Source organism: Pontitalea aquivivens, from assembly GCF_046507575.1.
GTDB lineage: Bacteria > Pseudomonadota > Alphaproteobacteria > Rhodobacterales > Rhodobacteraceae > Pontitalea > Pontitalea aquivivens.
In genome coordinates this window covers 1-15,399 of sequence record NZ_JBKFEY010000039.1, presented here as the reverse complement: position 1 = coordinate 15,399, position 15,399 = coordinate 1, and the positions used below count along the sequence as shown (strand labels likewise).

General features: G+C 65.9%; 21 protein-coding genes. 3 read left to right on the top strand and 18 right to left on the bottom strand.

Going from position 1 to position 15,399, the window contains the following annotated elements:
- Positions 1-12: 12 nt before the first annotated feature.
- From ACK8OU_RS18940 to ACK8OU_RS18900, 9 genes are all read right to left on the bottom strand, one after another.
- On the bottom strand, positions 13-708 hold the full coding sequence (locus ACK8OU_RS18940; protein WP_410304906.1) for a hypothetical protein: 696 nt from the start codon (positions 706-708) through the stop codon (positions 13-15).
- A 484-nt stretch (positions 709-1,192) separates the two neighbouring features.
- The gene (locus ACK8OU_RS18935) at positions 1,193-1,972 is read right to left on the bottom strand and encodes a hypothetical protein (protein WP_410304905.1); all 780 of its coding nucleotides are present in this window, start codon (positions 1,970-1,972) and stop codon (positions 1,193-1,195) included.
- Positions 1,973-1,975: 3 nt separating this feature from the next.
- Positions 1,976-2,266 carry a hypothetical protein gene (locus tag ACK8OU_RS18930; RefSeq protein ID WP_410304904.1) on the bottom strand — a complete coding sequence of 97 codons (291 nt, stop codon included), beginning with the start codon at positions 2,264-2,266 and terminating at the stop codon, positions 1,976-1,978.
- Positions 2,267-2,344: 78 nt separating this feature from the next.
- Positions 2,345-3,460, bottom strand: coding sequence for a phage tail fiber repeat family protein (locus tag ACK8OU_RS18925; RefSeq protein WP_410304903.1), 1,116 nt, complete (start codon positions 3,458-3,460; stop codon positions 2,345-2,347).
- A complete protein-coding gene (locus ACK8OU_RS18920) occupies positions 3,460-3,687 on the bottom strand; it encodes a hypothetical protein (RefSeq protein WP_410304902.1) in 228 nt (75 codons plus the stop codon). Before ACK8OU_RS18920 ends, ACK8OU_RS18925 begins: the two co-directional genes overlap by 1 nt.
- A 3-nt stretch (positions 3,688-3,690) precedes the next feature.
- Positions 3,691-4,053, bottom strand: a complete 363-nt coding sequence (locus tag ACK8OU_RS18915; protein ID WP_275815211.1) for a hypothetical protein — start codon at positions 4,051-4,053, stop codon at positions 3,691-3,693.
- A gap of 135 nt (positions 4,054-4,188) precedes the next feature.
- On the bottom strand, positions 4,189-4,437 hold the full coding sequence (locus tag ACK8OU_RS18910; protein WP_275815208.1) for a hypothetical protein: 249 nt from the start codon (positions 4,435-4,437) through the stop codon (positions 4,189-4,191).
- A 49-nt stretch (positions 4,438-4,486) separates the two neighbouring features.
- A complete protein-coding gene (locus tag ACK8OU_RS18905; protein ID WP_410304901.1) occupies positions 4,487-5,419 on the bottom strand; it encodes a C40 family peptidase in 933 nt (310 codons plus the stop codon).
- Between the two features lie 91 nt (positions 5,420-5,510).
- Positions 5,511-5,822 (bottom strand): phage holin family protein, encoded by a 312-nt coding sequence (locus ACK8OU_RS18900; protein WP_173496040.1) that lies wholly within the window; start codon positions 5,820-5,822, stop codon positions 5,511-5,513.
- A gap of 93 nt (positions 5,823-5,915) precedes the next feature.
- Here ACK8OU_RS18900 and ACK8OU_RS18895 point away from each other — a divergent pair, with 93 nt between their 5' ends.
- On the top strand, positions 5,916-6,161 hold the full coding sequence (locus tag ACK8OU_RS18895; RefSeq protein ID WP_173496039.1) for a type II toxin-antitoxin system Phd/YefM family antitoxin: 246 nt from the start codon (positions 5,916-5,918) through the stop codon (positions 6,159-6,161).
- Complete coding sequence (locus tag ACK8OU_RS18890; RefSeq protein ID WP_275815142.1) at positions 6,151-6,441, top strand: type II toxin-antitoxin system RelE family toxin; 291 nt, start codon at positions 6,151-6,153, stop codon at positions 6,439-6,441. The genes ACK8OU_RS18895 and ACK8OU_RS18890 overlap by 11 nt, the downstream gene beginning before the upstream one ends.
- Here the strand turns inward: ACK8OU_RS18890 and ACK8OU_RS18885 are convergent.
- The 9 genes from ACK8OU_RS18885 to ACK8OU_RS18845 form a co-directional block, all read right to left on the bottom strand.
- Positions 6,438-6,668: a hypothetical protein gene (locus ACK8OU_RS18885; RefSeq protein WP_275815145.1), complete on the bottom strand. Its 231-nt coding sequence runs from the start codon at positions 6,666-6,668 to the stop codon at positions 6,438-6,440. The genes ACK8OU_RS18890 and ACK8OU_RS18885 overlap by 4 nt on opposite strands.
- A complete protein-coding gene (locus ACK8OU_RS18880) occupies positions 6,668-9,262 on the bottom strand; it encodes a TipJ family phage tail tip protein (protein ID WP_410304900.1) in 2,595 nt (864 codons plus the stop codon). The genes ACK8OU_RS18885 and ACK8OU_RS18880 overlap by 1 nt, the downstream gene beginning before the upstream one ends.
- A 3-nt stretch (positions 9,263-9,265) precedes the next feature.
- Entirely contained in the window at positions 9,266-9,673 is a 408-nt protein-coding gene (locus ACK8OU_RS18875; RefSeq protein WP_410304899.1) for a DUF6950 family protein, read from the bottom strand.
- 5 nt (positions 9,674-9,678) lie between these two features.
- Positions 9,679-10,239, bottom strand: a complete 561-nt coding sequence (locus ACK8OU_RS18870) for a hypothetical protein (RefSeq protein ID WP_410304898.1) — start codon at positions 10,237-10,239, stop codon at positions 9,679-9,681.
- On the bottom strand, positions 10,239-10,838 hold the full coding sequence (locus ACK8OU_RS18865; protein ID WP_410304897.1) for a hypothetical protein: 600 nt from the start codon (positions 10,836-10,838) through the stop codon (positions 10,239-10,241). The genes ACK8OU_RS18870 and ACK8OU_RS18865 overlap by 1 nt, the downstream gene beginning before the upstream one ends.
- Positions 10,835-13,297: a phage tail tape measure C-terminal domain-containing protein gene (locus tag ACK8OU_RS18860; RefSeq protein WP_410304896.1), complete on the bottom strand. Its 2,463-nt coding sequence runs from the start codon at positions 13,295-13,297 to the stop codon at positions 10,835-10,837. The genes ACK8OU_RS18865 and ACK8OU_RS18860 overlap by 4 nt, the downstream gene beginning before the upstream one ends.
- The gene (locus ACK8OU_RS18855; protein ID WP_410304895.1) at positions 13,290-13,520 is read right to left on the bottom strand and encodes a DUF7697 family protein; all 231 of its coding nucleotides are present in this window, start codon (positions 13,518-13,520) and stop codon (positions 13,290-13,292) included. The genes ACK8OU_RS18860 and ACK8OU_RS18855 overlap by 8 nt, the downstream gene beginning before the upstream one ends.
- A 95-nt stretch (positions 13,521-13,615) precedes the next feature.
- Positions 13,616-13,984, bottom strand: a complete 369-nt coding sequence (locus ACK8OU_RS18850; RefSeq protein WP_410304894.1) for a hypothetical protein — start codon at positions 13,982-13,984, stop codon at positions 13,616-13,618.
- A gap of 2 nt (positions 13,985-13,986) precedes the next feature.
- Positions 13,987-14,928, bottom strand: coding sequence for a phage tail tube protein (locus ACK8OU_RS18845; protein WP_410304893.1), 942 nt, complete (start codon positions 14,926-14,928; stop codon positions 13,987-13,989).
- Between the two features lie 96 nt (positions 14,929-15,024).
- On the opposite strand from ACK8OU_RS18845, the gene ACK8OU_RS18840 reads away from it, so the two are divergent.
- The coding region (locus tag ACK8OU_RS18840) for a bactofilin family protein (RefSeq protein ID WP_410304892.1) at positions 15,025-15,399 on the top strand (375 nt) is incomplete at its 3' end.

Sequence of the window (15,399 nt, the reverse complement as noted above, 5' to 3'; positions counted from 1 at the left end):
ATTTCATCGCAATCACGAAGCCGGAGAGTCCCCTCCTCCATAGTCCGGCGTTGAACTGCCTTTACCGACTTCCACCCACACGCCAAACGCCCCGCTTTCATCGGTGATCCTGCGTTGGATGCCGGCCGCGGCTTCTGCGGCATCGATGCGCTGGAGCACTTCAGCCTGTTCGGCATCGTAGGCGATGGCGTCATCGAGGCTTTCGGTGCGATGGTTCAGGCCTGTGGTGCTATCGTGCCAGACGAAGGCGTCATAGCCGCTGAGCTCATCGGAGGCGGGATTGACGCGCTGCCAGGTTTCGGCGCCGTGTTCGCCAAGGCGCACCCCGTTGATCACACGGGCCGCGGCGTGATCGCGGCGCGACTCGGCAAAGACGCGGCGGCGATGATCCTGGGCGGCCGCGAGACTTTCGTGGAGATGACCGTCATGGGTCCGGAACAGGGTCTCATCGATGTGATCGCCGAAGTACATGATTGCCTCGGGCCGGGTGCGCAGGTCGTGCGCCCATTGCAACCAGCCTGCGACCGTGTCGTGGCCGGGGCCGCCGTCAGCGGCGGCGGCATGGAATTCGGGTAGGCTTTCGAGCAGCGCGTGGCCGGCGAGATAGTCGTAGGTCTCGAGGCCGTTGGCCGTGAACCAGGCCTCGAGGAAGGCATAGGCGCCGTCGCAGACGCCCATGTCCTTGAAGAACTGCAGGGAGGTTTTCATCCGATGGCTCCATAAGCGCGGCTGGACCCACCCAGCCAGGTGACCGGATGCCCATGGGTTGCGATGGCCTTGCCCCCGGCCGCACCGGGATTGCCACTTTGAACATCTGGCGTGAACTGCCTGCCCGCACCGCCGGACGCGCCCCAGCCACCGCCTCCGCCGGATTTTGGGGTCACAGGCGCTGTCGTGCCATCATTCGTGTTCACTAATGCATAAACGACAAACGCATCGCCTTGACCCGGCTGACCGGGCCCGCCGCCCGGGGCGGCAAAGACCGTGTCCAATTGTGAGCCGTAAGGCGGCACCGGCCGCCTGTCAGGATGCGCTGCCGACACACTGGAGGTGACCTCCCCTCGAGGCAATTTGGTGATCAGCTCACCAATACCGCTCGCGGCACCGGGGAGAATGCGACCACCACCCTGCCCAGATATGCCCCCAATTTGTTGCGGACCACCGCCGCCGCCACTGCCCATTCCTCCACCTCCTATAATCCGCCCCCGGCGATGGCGCCCGCGCCGCTGGCCCCACCCGCGCCGCCATGCGCCGCGATGGTTTGCCCAGCCCAGCTATTCGCATCCGTGGCGACAGCCCCGATCTGGCCAATGGCCCCGCCCGCGCCAAAGCTGCCCAGCACAGTGCCATCCGTGTCGCCATAGACCATCGGACCGCCGCGCCCGCCGCCAGCCCCACCGCCGCCCGGGCAGTAGGCTTCTTCCATCATTATGTTGAACGGCGCCCCCGTAGAGCCCGCGCCGCCGCCGCCTCCGCCGCCAATATGCCCGGCTGAGTTGTCAATTGAGATTGGGCCAGTGAGCACAATCGCAGGCCCGCCCGCCGTCGGCGCGACATAAGTCGTTCGGTCTGCCTGCAGATAACCACCATCCCCACCGCGCCCCATGATGAAGCCGCGATTGATGAGCGTGAGCCCGCCAGGGAAGGCCCCGCCCATGTCGAGCGCCGGGATCGAGGTGTTGTCCGACCAAATGTAGATGCCTGAGGCGACCGTCACCTCGACCTTGCTGGTGCCGTCCCAGCCAACGCCGAGGAGATAGCTGCGCAGGTTCAAATGCAGCTGATGGGCCGTGATCATATGGGTGAACTGGGCCGCCTTGCCGCGCAAACTGGCTTTGCTGATTGGGCCGGATGCGACCCCGGCCAGCGCCCGCACCTCTGCCTCGCCAAGCGATATGGTGGTGCCGGCCGCGCGGCCCAGCTCGGTGTTCACCTGACTCAGCGACAGGGGGCCTGTGAGCGGCAATACCATGGCTCACGGGCTCCCGAAGGCCGTGACATCGCCCAGCACGGTGAGGTTGCCGGAGGCGTCGAGCGCCAGGATGTCGGTGCCGTTGTAGCGGAAGGTCAGGGTATTGCCGGCGGCATGCGCGGTGAAGGCGCCCCAACGCGCGCCGACCTCCACGATCTCTTCACTGCCATCGGCGCGCTTGAGGAAGAGCTTTCCGTCGCGGGTGTTGACGGCGAGCTCGCCGAGATCAAGTTGAGCCGTGGTCGGCACCTTGGCGGCGACCGAGGAGCGTTTCATACGGATGATACTGGCCATCTGGCCGTCTCCTTGCTGGCCTCATCTGAGGCGATTGCGGGATAAGACGTGAGGGCGCCCTGTCGGACGAGCACCCGATCAGAACGTGCCGCCGTCGAGCGCCACGCCGGTGATGCTGCCGCCGGTGATCGCCACGTTGTTGGCGTTCTGGAGCGCGACCGACCCCAGCCCAAGGTTGCCCCGCGCCGTGGCCTTGTTTGGCAGATCCGCGAGGTTCGAAGCCGCCGCCAGTTTGCTCGCCAGCCCATTGGTCACGGTGCTGGCAAAGTTCGGATCATCGCCCAAGGCCGCGGCCAGCTCATTGAGCGTGTCAAGCGCGCCCGGAGCGGCATCAACCAGCGCGGCGATCGCCGCCTGCACGAAGGCGGTGCTCGCGATCTGCGTCGTGTTCGTCCCTACGCTTGCCGTAGGCGCGCTCGGCGTGCCGGTCAGTGCGGGCGAGGCAAGCGCTGCCTTCGCATCAAGCCCGGCCTGCAACCCCGTCACCTGCGCGATCGTGTGGCTATGGGTTGCGGGTGTGAAGCTCGAAGGTTTACCCGTGATCCCGGTCCAGGGCACGCTGTCAGCCACCTCTGCCGCATCGACCTTGCCGTCATTGTCACTGTCATAGGTCGACTTGGCCATGTCGCCCGCGCCGAGCCCGGTAAGGGCGCTCTGCACGAAGGCGGTGGTGGCCAGCTGGGTCGTGTTCGTGCCCCCTGCCGCGGTTGGCGCCGTTGGTGTCCCCGTGAAGCCTGGCGAGGCCAGCGGCGCCTTGCCGTTCAGCGCGGTCTGCAGGCCCGTCACATCGGCGATGGCATGGCTATGCGATGTCGAAGCCTTGCCGTCGAGCGCGCCTTGCAGCCCGCTTACCTCCGAGATTGCATGTGTGTGGCTTGTGGCCGCCTTTCCGGCGAGCCCCGCATCTAACTGCGACTTGCGCACAAGGTCGGTGCTGCTTGATGCATCCTGCGCAGACTTCGGGACAATCGAGAAGGTCTTGGCGCCGGCAATGGTCTGGGGGCTGGTCAGATCGGCGAAGGCCCCTCGGCCCGCCAGCGGCACGATGGCCGTAGCCGCGCCCGCGCCATCATCGCCCTTGCCGACATAGAGCGTGTCATCGACTTCGTTATGGGCGAGCTCGCCGGATTTGAGCGCGGCGGGCGCTCCAGGATTGCCGGCTAGGCGGCGCTTGAGCTGGATCGTGTTGGCCATCAGAAGAAGCCTCCATTGATGGGCGTGTCGGTGGGAAGAACGGTGACGCCAGGCAGGCCCTGATCACCCTTGTCGCCGGGCGGGCCTTCAGGCCCCGGTGGCCCTGGCGTGCCGAGCAGCCGGATGCGCAGCGGTGCTGCGGCAATGCGGAGCGCGACGGGGGCTTCCTGCGTCACCGCAATGCGGATCGGACCCGTGAGGGAGCGCAACGCGCGCGCTGTCGGCATGGCTCAGGTCTCGCCCGTCTCGGGAGGCCGTGTCACCGGCAGGGCCACGGGGATCTCGAGGAGGAGGCCCAGATGCCGGTCTGGATCGAGATCGGTCCGCACAAGATCGAGCACGACGCTGCCGACGCTCAGCTCGGCCGTCACCGTGGGGTCCAGCACGATCTCGAGCCTGCGTGCAGTGAGGCGCAAGATGCCGCCATTCGCGGTGGACAGGGTGGCGAGGACGAGGCTGTCCTCGACCCTGCGCCGCACTTGCCCGGTGAAGGTGGCAGCCTCCGGAAAGAGATCCGCCTCCGCCTCGAGCTGCAGACGGTACGCGTAGCCGATCAGGATGACCGGGCCTTCCTGGACATGGGTCATGCTCATGGCTGCCACCCGCATAGTCGCTCCCCGATCTCGTTATGGGCTACGATCTGCGCGCGGGTGTCTTCGGTCAGAACATCCCTGCGCGATGGGCGGATCGGCTCGGCCCAATCGCAGTCGTCGCGCAAGCCCCATGGATCAATCCCGCATCCAGCGGTCAGCGCGACGGTCAAGCTCAGCGCGGTCAGTGGTCTGAACGTCATGGCGGATGTCCTTTGAAGTTTGCAGCGCCCGGATGCGGGCCTCAGCCCGCCGGATCGCGAGTGTCGCCTCGGCCTCAAGGCGCCCGCGGCGGATCAGGACCCAGACGGTGATCGCGAAGGCACAGGCCAGCGCGCCCCAGAGAGCGAGGCGACGACCAAGGCCAGCGAAGAGGCTGGTGATCATTCCGGGCTCCCTTCGGCAAGGCGCAGGCAGCGCGTGTCGAGACGCCACATCACGGGGTTTTCCCGGTGCGGTGGTCCTCGATCCGGGCCGCCCGTGCCTTCACGGCGTAGACAATCACACCGAGGAACACGGCCGCCGCCAACCACGGCAAGACGATGGAGAGGGCCTCCTCGAGGCCGACCAGACCTGCGAAGCGCTCGGCCAGATCCCGCGCGCCCTCGGCCTCGGTGATGGCTGGGGCGATCTGCGAGACCACACTGCCCGCGGCACCGATCGCGCCAAGCCCGATCTGGGCATTGGCGGCGGTCACGATCCGGCTTTCGGCCGGGACGCCTGCAGCCCGCTCCAGCGCCACCGCCCGCGGGGCTGCCCGCTCCAGCGCATCGCTCAGCGCCACATCGATAATCGGGACCCGTGCAAGATCGGTGTCATCGCGGAACGCGAGGATGGCCGCCCGCGTGCGTGGCCCGATCACCCCGTCGATATTGCCAACCTCGTGATAGCCAAGCGCCTTCAGACGCGTCTGGACCTCACGCACGCTCAAGGTTGCCGACGCCGCGACATGCCCCGCCCGCCGCACACCGAGGAGCTTCGAGACGGGATAGCGCTTCACATTCACCGCATCAGACTGATTGCCACCGAGGCCCCAGACCCAAGCCCCCTCAATGCGATCGATGAAGAACACATGCCCCTGCCAGCTCGAGGTCCCCCGCGGGATCACCCCGATATCGCCGGGCTGAGCCTCGGCGATCTCCACCGGCACACCCCAGTCGAGATAGGACCGCGCGGTGAGCTTGCGCGTCGAGCGAATGCCGGCCTTCTCCAGACAATGCCCCACAAAAGCCGCGCACCAGGCCACAGAGTCATGCTCCACCCAGTCATGGCCGACCGAGCCATACATCTCCATGATAATCGGGTTGTTCGCGGGCCCCGGACCCTCGGTCGTGCCGATATAGCCCCGGGCAATCTCAAAGGGGGTCATGATGCTCTCTCCTGCAAATGGAAAGCGCCGCCCCGAAGAGCAGCGCTGGATGTGTGTGTTCGTGGTTGTGTTCAGCAGCTTGCGGTGCGGCTCACTTCTTGCGGCAAAGCCAGGCCGTCAGCAGAGCTTCCGCGCCCCGCGGGCCCAGATAGGCCAGCATCGCCACAAGCCCCGTGCTCACCGGCTGGCCAAGCTCCAAATACCGCGCAATCCCTTCGCCAATAATCGCCATGCCAATGGCAACCGGGATCTCCCACAAGAGCTCCTTGCCAAAAAAGCGGCGCTTGCCGAGCTTGACCTCGCCCGAGTGATACATCAGCCGTCCCGTGAAGGCGCCGATCAGGGTCGTCACCGCCCCGCCAAACAAGCTGTTCAAGGTTTCTAAAAAGCCCGGCTCAGTCATGGGCGCCTCCCTCGGAGTTATGGGCAAGCGGACTTGCGCATTTACAACTTTGGCCTATATTATGACCTGTATTTCGACCTAATTGGAGGACCCATGCAGCGCATTGAAGCCAACGTCGCCGTCAGCGTCTCGGACCTCAAAAAGAACCCGTCCCAGGTGATGGCGCAGGCGGCCGGCGAGTCCGTTGCAGTGCTCAACCACAACCGCGTCATGGCCTATATGGTGCCTGCCGCGCGCTACGAGGCGATGATGGAGCATCTCGACGATCTGGACCTGGCCGAGCTCATCCGCCGACGTGCTGAGGAAGAACCGGTCCGGGTCAGCCTGGATGAGCTATGAGCTCAAATTCCTGCCCTCTGCCTTGAAGGAATGGCACAAGCTCGGTGCCACCTTGAAAGGGCAGTTCAAGAAGAAGCTTCGCGAGCGGCTCGTCCATCCCCATATACCCTCCGATGCCCTGCACGGCATGCCAGATCACTACAAGATCAAACTGCGCAGTGCCGGCTATCGGCTCGTCTACCGCGTGGAAGACAGCACGATCACGGTGACGGTCGTGGCCGTCGGAAAGCGTGAGCGCGGCGACGTCTACAAGAGCGCCAAGACGCGGTCCCCATCCTAATATTCCCCGCCATCGAGCAGCGCGTCGAAGCGGCTGTCGGAGAGATCCCGGATGCGCAGCGTGGGTGGCGTAGTGCTGGTGTCGAGCCAGAGCATGCCCGGCATCGTCGCCGGGGGCTCGGCGCCGCCGATGCTGGTCGAGGCCAGGGCCGCAAAAACCTGGTTGATCTGCGCGCGCACCGCCGCGCCATTGTCGTTCAGGATCACAAAGCCGGGCGCTTGCGCCATCACACCACCTCTTCTGCCACGAGCCGCAATTCGGAGACGATCGGCGTGAAGGCCGGATCCTGCGTCCTCAGCCAGGCCCGCGCCTCGACCGCCCGCGCCTCGATTTCGCTGTTGTCGATCCGCCCCCAGGGCCCCCAGGCCGGGCTCGCCGTGGCCGGGTCGTCATCGGTTTCCCGGACCTCGAGGACCACATCGATATCCGCCCCTTCCGAGCCGTCGAAGTCGGCCCAGGCATCGATCGGCGTCATCCGATCGTCGATGTAATCCGAGAGCGCCGCGGCCCCCACGAGAATGTCCGAGCGCAGCCGCACGCGCCTCAACGCGCCGAAGTCGAGCCGCCCCGGGAAGGTATAGAGCCCCTCTTGCGAGAGCACCTGCGGCCGGCCGCGCGCATCCAGCGCGCTTGCAAGCTTGAGCGTGCCCCCGCTCGCCACGAGATGCGTTTTTTCGCCGGCAAAGGCCGGCTCGGCCGCAAGCGTGTTCAGCTGCGCAAAGCTCAGGATCTGCACGCCCTTGGTCGTGACCGTGCTCACCGGGCCAATCCGCCCCTCGCTATCCTCGGCCCGGAGCAAGTAGGTTCCGGGCTTGAGCGGCACCACCGCGATCGCCTCGCCCCCCGAGACCCGGTCCATCAGCGTGGAATTGGCCCAGCTCGCCGCCGCTTCCTTGCTGTGACGGATCACGATATTGCCGCCCACACGCACATCCACATCGGTCGCACGCTGCCATTTCAAGATGGCAAGCCCGCCCGCGGATTGGATCGTCAGCCCCGCGAGCGCCGCAGGCGGCGCCGTCAGCCCCACCACCTCGCGCGCGCCCTCCCGCCAGGCCGAGGAGACCCCGAGCACCGAGATGGCCTTCACCCGGAACGCCCATTGCCCGGGGCGGATGTCGCGCAGTTCCAGCACCGTCCCCGAAGTCCGGCCCCGGTCCATCCAGGCTTCCGCTTCACGCCGGGTCTCCACCTGATAGGTGTCGACAAAGCCCGAAGGGGCCGCTTCCCAGCCGATGCGCAACAGCACCTTCACCGCCGAGCCGTCCCGCGTGACGTAAAGCTCCTCCTCGCCTTGCGGCGCGCCCGGGGGCGCGATGTCGAAGGCCGAGGGCAGTGTGGTGCGCGGGGCGGCCGCATAGATCCGCTCCTCGGAAGCATCCCAAGCATAGATCAGCGGCGAGGTCTCGCGCAGCAAGATCTCGGGGGCCAGCCGCGGGCCCGACCCGAGCTGGCTCAGGTCCAGTCGCATGGCTTCAACCTCGAAGGGCTTGCCCTCGGGCAGGTCCGCGCCGCCAAAGCCCCAGCGGTCGTAACGCAGCCGTGTCGTCTCGCCGGCCGCTACCCGCCACGCCTTCAGCTTGCCCGAGAGTTTCACCTGCATCTGCCGCCGGGCCCGCTCGAGCTCGATCTTCGCAAGCCGCTGTGCCATGGGGGCCGAGATCGTAAACGGCAGCGAGATATCCCGCCAGACCCGCTCGCCGCCATCCTCGGCCCGATAGACCTCACTGGCATAGGCCGGGAAGTCGTCCGGCTGCCAGTTGTTCTCCGGGCTCACGAACTGGCCGCGCACCGCGTTGAAGTTGGACGCCCGGCTCTGCCGCGTGGTGAGCGTCAGACCGCCTTCGCGCAGATCATCTTCCGTGAGCGTGCTCATCGGCACCCGGTAGGCGCCCGCCCGCATCCGCCATTGCCCCGCCTGCCAGATGCAGCGCCCGGCCATCGCCGTCAGCATGGCCTCGATGATGGTCTTCGGCGTCTCCGAGAGCGAGACGACGCCATTGCAGCTGTAACGCGGTTCAGTGCCACCGCCTGCCAAGGGAACGCGCTCATCGCAGATATTCGCAGCCTCGATCAGGCTGTCGGTCTCGACCCCGTCACCCGCCCCGATCGCGGCCCCGATCCCATAGGCGGGCTCGGCCATGTAATCGGCCACGCAGAGTGCTGCGTTTTCGCTATAGCCGCGCACGCCTGTACGTGGGTCAAGGATGTCGTCCTTGCCTTCCATATCGACAGTGATGTTAGGGATGCCGCCGGGGAAGGCATCCCGATCATAGGTGAGCCGCAGATAGATGGCGGCACAGCCAGCCAATCTGTGGGCTGCCGTCCAGAGTTCTGGTGCGGCTGTGATAAGGCTCGCGAATGCAGTTTGGTCATCGCGTCCGAGCCGCTTCTCGACAGCGAGTTTGCCAGCCCATCGGCCTTGGGGCGTTCCGTTGACATCGAGGGCCATCTCGCCCTCGAAGTAGATCGCGCCAATCGACTTCACGCGGTGTGCGGCGAGCACCACCACAAGGTGGAGGTCTTTGTCCTTCTCGCCGGTGGAATGCAGGAAGGTGATCACGCCCCCCTTGCGCGTCCTCCCATAAACCATCTGGCGCGGCATGACCGGCTCGCGCACCGTCACGGTCCGGGCCTGCAACTCGATCTGGCCCATCGAGGGTTTCGGCATCATCGATTGCGCCGCCCCGGAGAGCAGCATCGAGGCACCGAAGTTCGCGGCAAAGCCAATCAGCCCACCGGCTGCAAAGGCAGCGGCCACTCCACCAGCCGCAATGGCCGCACCGCCAAGCGCGACGGCACCCAAGATGACAGGCGGCATGGATCAGGTTCTCCAGGCGAGACGGCAGGAAGAGAGCGGCAGGGTCACTAACCCCTCGGGCGACACAAACCCGGCGCGCGCGCCGATGCAGACACCAAAGGCCTCTGGCTTCCCGCGCAAAACCAGATCGCCGCGTTGGGCGAGGCGTGGATCAGCCAAGGGCTCGCCCAAGAGCGCAAGCCCGCCCTCTTCAAGCGTCTTCCAGCCCAGCCGGCGCAGGACCCGCTGGCAGCCGCCAGGCGTCCGATACCGTCCCCGCCAAAGTGCGGCATGGTCTGGGCCGCCCGTTAAATCCCGGCGCAGATCAAAAGCCCAGGTGGCGCAGTCGTGGCTGCCCCAAGCAAACGGGCGCGTTCTAGCCTCTATGATGGCGGCCGCGAAGACCTGTTCCCAATGGGAGATGCGGGTCATGGATGTCATCCACGCCCCCAGGTGATTTCGCGGTCCTGGATGGCGGTGACATGGACAAAGCCCAGATCACCGGGGAAGAGCACCTGCTGGCTTTCATGGGTATAGCGCCAAGCGCGCGGCACGTTCAGATCGATGAGGCGGCTCTCATAGGAGATGGAGATCGTGCAGCTTTGCGCATCCTCCTGGATCTCCGGCACATCAAGCCTGCCCGAGAAGGCCTGCACCGGATCAGCAATGATCTGGCGGTCCTCGGTCAGAAGCGCGAGCCAGATGCGGCCGGGGCTTCCCTGCTGCGCCGCGTCGATCGCAAGGCTGATGAGATCAAGCGGCACGCCCGAGAGCGAGACCGTGGTGCCAGCAGCCACCACATCGGAGGTCTCTTCCAACGCGCCAAGCCCTAGCAGGACGCCGACACCGGTCCACACCTTATCGTCCCATTCAACAGGACCCACGCCTGTCCAGATCCGCACCATGCCCGAGGGGAAGGCCCCTTCGAACAAGATCGCGGGTCGCAGATCTTGCTCTGCAAGCGCATCCGCTACAGCAAGGGTCAGGTCGCGGCTCATCAAATCGCCTCCCGTGCTGACATGGTAAACTGGTGGCGGGCCACGCGCTCGATGCGGGTGGGAACAGAACTGGTGGGGCGCAGCAGCACCTTCGGCTGGTTCACCTCCAAGACTGTGCCAGCAGGCAGGCTCTGGCGGATGGCCGGGAAGATGGTGAGGGCCGCCTGACCGCTGGCATTGGCCACCACATCAAAGCCGACCTGATGCAACCGCGTGTCGCGCCCTAAGCCAATCGAGAGGAAGTCCCCAGAGAGGACCGCCGGCAAGCCCGGTGGCCAGCCTTCGGTCTGCAAGAGATTGCCGCCTGACACGGCAAGCTGCAGCGTAATGGTCTGGGTCAAAGCCTTTGGCAGGATCGAGGGGTCCGCAAAGAGGAGCAGGCCGCGCCCCGATCCCAATGCTGTCAGCGCGGCCGAGGCTGAGCGGGCAAGAGGCCCGGATTGAGCGGCGAACGCGATGTCGTATTCCCACCATTCGCCGCCCCAGTCTTGGACCTCGGTGCTGCCTGTGAAGGGGGACGGGGTCTGGCTTGTGGCTGTCACCAGCCGGCGCTCCAGACTTGCGACCCAAGTGCGGGGCAGTTCCACAATCACGCTCATGCCAGACGCCCCCGGCGCATGGCCGTGCCAACTGCCGATACAGCCATCCGCTCAAGCTCCGGCTGGGCATTGCGCAGTACGGTGGCCAGCTGCTCGGCCACGCCCATCTGCGCGCCCCTGGCATCGACATTGAGGTGGACCGCAACGGGGATGCTGCCCCCCATACCACGCGCGACCTCCGCGCGCGACAGGACCCGCTCGCCCCGCTGCAAGATCGTGGGCACCTCGTCAGGACGAAGGCCTGCCCAGCCCCCAGTATGCATGCGCGGCGCACCGGCAAAAACCGCTGCGGGTACAGACCGCGTATGGCCGGAGATCCCGACCATGCCGCCGGCATGCGAAACGGCCGCCGCGATCGTGCCACCCCCGCCGAAGACGCCCGCCAGCGCAGTGGCGAGGGGGCCCAGCACCGCACGGCGGAAAGCTAGCACGGCGAGGTCGGCAAGGATCGAACGCACCAGTCCCTTGAAGTCGAGCTTGCCGGTCTCAACGAAGCTGCGGAAGGCGCTCTCGGCTCCCGAGAAGGCCTGGGTCAGGGTCTCGCCCAGCCCCTTGCCCCAGTCGAGCGCGTCGGTGGCATAAGAATTCAGGGCCTCGGAGACGGCGCGCCAGCCGGTGACGATCCGCTCCGCGGCCCCAGCGCGCGCTCCGCCCCCGCCGCCTGCCGCCTCGCCCGCTCGTTCCATGGCCTCCCTCAGCCGATCGGCCGAGGCCGTCGCCTCGTCGAGGGCCGCCGCGCCGTCTTCGCCGGTGCCCGCCACGGCATCGCGCAGCGCGCCCCAGGAGGTGAGCGGGGCCGTCGCGCCATTGGCGAGATCGGTCGCCGCCTGGCGGTAGGTGTTGGCTGTTGCCAGCGCATCGGCAGCGATCGCATCGAGGCCGAGCTCGGGTGCCGTGAGCGGGTTATCTTCGAAGGCCCGCCGGAACGCATCCGCTGCCGCGGTTCCGGCCTCCGCCGAGGCCCCGGCGAACGGGTTCGGGATATCTCCGAGGCTGAGTTCACCAATCTCGCCAAAACTGGTCTCGATGCCGACCGCCGCCAGCGCATCGCGAATGCGGCCCGTGAAGGCGTCGATCCTGCGGATTGCGCCATTCAGCATGGCTTCGATCCCGTCGAGCATGCGGTTTGCAGCCGAGAAGACCAGATCCCCGATCACGGCGGGCAGGCGTGACCAGATCTCGCGCACGGCGAGAAGCGCGCCCTCAAACGTGTTGGCGGTGGTGTTGCCGAAGTCGACGACACTCTCGATGGCTCCGGCCATGCCAGAAGCGGCATCAGCTTTCAGATCGTAGAACATTGCGGTGGCGGCAGCCCCAGCGCTTGATGCCCCCATCTTGATCCGGCCCCAGACCTCGACCACCACGTCCTTCAAGAGGCCCATGGCCGCGCCGAAGCCGCCTGCGCCAGACGCCAGACGCTTGAACCCGTAGACCAGTTCGCCCGCGCCGACGATCAGGGCGCCGATCCCGGTGCGGATCAGGGCGCCTTTCAGCACAACGAGCGTGGTGGCCAAACCTCGGACAGAGAGTGCCGCGGCCGCCATAGTGGCCACCCAGCGTCCGGCGAGGAAGGTGGCGAAGGTCCCGGCGTAGATGGCCAGCCGGCCAAGATTGGCCAGCACAGCATCGAAGGCTTGGGCAATCGGGCTGGTGCTGGATGCCAGCGCCACGAAGGCGTTCGCCGCCGCCTCAAGCGTGGGCGCCAGTGCGACTGCGATACGGTTGCGTACGCCGGTGAAGACCTGACCGATGCTGACCAGCGCCAGTTCCGACCGGCGCATGGCGGCGATGGCATCTGCATCGAGCACCGCCCCAAGGGCCTGCGCCTGCGTCCCGAGCCGGGTCATCTCTGCGCCGCCATTTTGCAAAAGCGGGATCAGCCGCGTCGCATCCGAGGCCATAGCCTCGAGATAGAAGGTCATCTCCTGTTGGCTGACGCCCGCGCGCTCGAGGCTGTCGACATAGAGTTGCAGCGCTTCCGGCCCCGAAAGCCGCGCAAACTGGTCTGCCGTCACGCCCACGCGTGGCGCGATATTCTCGAAGAAATCCGCCATCGGACCGCCGCCCGTCTGTAGGAAATCTCCCACGCGGTCGTTCACGTCCTTCAGGATGTCGGCCAGCTTCTCTTGCTCGATCCCCACCGTGGCCGAGGCCGCCGACCAGCGCTGGAACAACTCTGGATTGGCATTGGCGACCTGGGAGAGTTGGCCGATCTCGTTGGCTGCCGCAACGGTCGAGCGGGTCATCGAGACGACGGCAGCAGCAAGGGCCGTGGCCGCAGCAGTGGCCGCGATCCGAGCCCGGCGCGCGAAGGCCGCCATGCGGGCATTGGCTTGTTCCATCTCGCGCGAGAGACGCCCCAAGCCGCGGCTACCCGCCTCGCCAACACCCTCGAGTTCGGCACGCACCTGGCGCCCACCAGTCGCAGAGAGGCGGACGGATACCTTTTTCTCAGCCATGTCGGTGTTCGATCTCTTCGTTTGTCTTGCGCACCATCACCGCCTCGATGGGCGGCAGGAGTTCCGCGATGATGAGGGGCGAGAGCCCGAGGGCTGCGCCGAGTTGCAGGGCCGCGCCCATGTCCCAGCCGAGGACAGCGCCGCCGCTCATGCCACCCACGACGCGCACCTGTCCGCCGAGGCGCTGGACCAGATCCCAGACCTGCCAGCCATCGAGGGTCATGGGTTGATGGAGTATGCGCGGGCATTCCCCGCAAGCAGATGGGCATGCGGCGCAGTACTCACCGCCCCCGCCGAACTCCCAGTCGGCGAGAGCGGTCAGGCGTTTTTTTCTGCATCCAGAATGAGCGCGCCAGCGATGTAGCGGGTCTGGAAGGCCTCGAAGATCGGCCAGAGTTCGAGAAGCGCGTCGAGGCCTTCTGGGGTCAGCGACAACGGCTTGTCGTCTTCATCGCCAACGCCGTCCCAGTCCTTTACGACGATCCGGGCAACGGCCTTGGCGACGATACGCGCGAGGTCGTCATTGGATTGAGCCGCATCGTTTTCTGTTGCAGCAGTCGCAGCTAGGATCGCCGGATCGCTGCGCGCGGCCAACATGATCGCGGTGGTCAGCGGCTCCACCAGCAGGCGGACACCATGGCCGAGGTCGAGCCAGCGGGGCTCAGTGGAAAGGGTCAGGCGCAGCATGGTCAGTACACCTCGCGGTCGTTGATAAGGGTCACCGTACACATCCGGCCCGCCACGGGATCGCTGGCAGCCTGCCAGTCGAAGGTCGCCTGCACGCCCTGCGGGCCAGAGATTTCGATCCGGGGGCGCGGCAGATAGACGGCATGGGCTGTGACGGTCAGGCTCTCGCCGGTTGCGAGTGTGTAGGAGAACTCAAGTTCACAAGAATCGCCGTTGATCGCCTGTTGCACCAGTGTCTGGTCCGCGAACCGCACGACGACATTGCCGGTCAGAGCCGCTATAGACGGATCCGCACCATCGATCTTGCCGTCTGCTCGGATCGTCTCGATGCGGTCGAGGTTGTTGGCATAGGTCAGGTCAGCCGAGACCACGTTCCCGATGTTGGCCCCGTTCCGCGTGATTGACCCGTTGAAGTGGCCGAAGCGCTTCAGCGCAATCGTGGCTGGCGTGCCTGCCGCGGAGCTCGGGGCAATGGCCTCGCCCTGCGCCACGATGCTGGCCGTTGCCGTAAGAAGCCCGGATCGTGCCATCTGCCAGTTCAGGCTGTCCACCATGCAGCCCGAATACGTCGCATAGCGCGGCACCTCTGGCATCCCGGTCTCGACTGAGAAGCTGGGCAGGGACCAGTTTCCGGAGCGGAACTCGTGGCTATAGGGCGCATCAGTACCCGTTGTGGTGGGCGCGCCAAAGGTCGCCTTCAACCAGAAGCCGAACGCCTCGGCATCGATCGGCACGACCACATCGCCATCCGCCGTCACCGCATCCTTGATCGGGGCCTGTGGATCGCGGCCGTAGCCCAGCAGTTCCGAGGTCTGCAGCGGTTGTTCGGCTCCCAGCGTCGTGCTCGCAAAGGGCATCTTGGTGTAGCCGCTCACAGGCGGCGTGCCATAACTCGTTTCGAACGCAAGCGCCATCTGCGCCCGCGCCCCTTGGGCTCGTGCCATGTTCTGTCCCTTTCGTATATGATCGCCCCAACAGGCTTGACCCGTTCGCCATTTGCAACCAACTGGCCAAAACTCCGCACAGAAATGGCCTTGCCAATGTTTGCAAAAGCAAAAGAAGAAACCGCCAAGTCTTACGAAGCCCCCTATCGGGAGGGCAGCCTCACCGACAAGCGCCGCTCAGTCCTTCACGAAGGCATTACCATCAAAGGGGATTGGAGCAGCGACGGGATCGTCGAGTTCGGTGGAACGATCGTCGGCGATTTGACCGCAGAAACACTCGTGCTGACCAAAGACGGCAAAATCACAGGCAACGTTCGGGCCCATACCGTCATGGTCGAAGGCCAGATCGAGGGCACGATTGCAGCGGTGACGGTCACCATCAAATCTCAAGCCCGGGTCAACGCAAATATCGCGGCCGAAGTCATTTCTGTCGATGCCGGCGCGCAGATGAACGGCCACCTGCAAACCAAA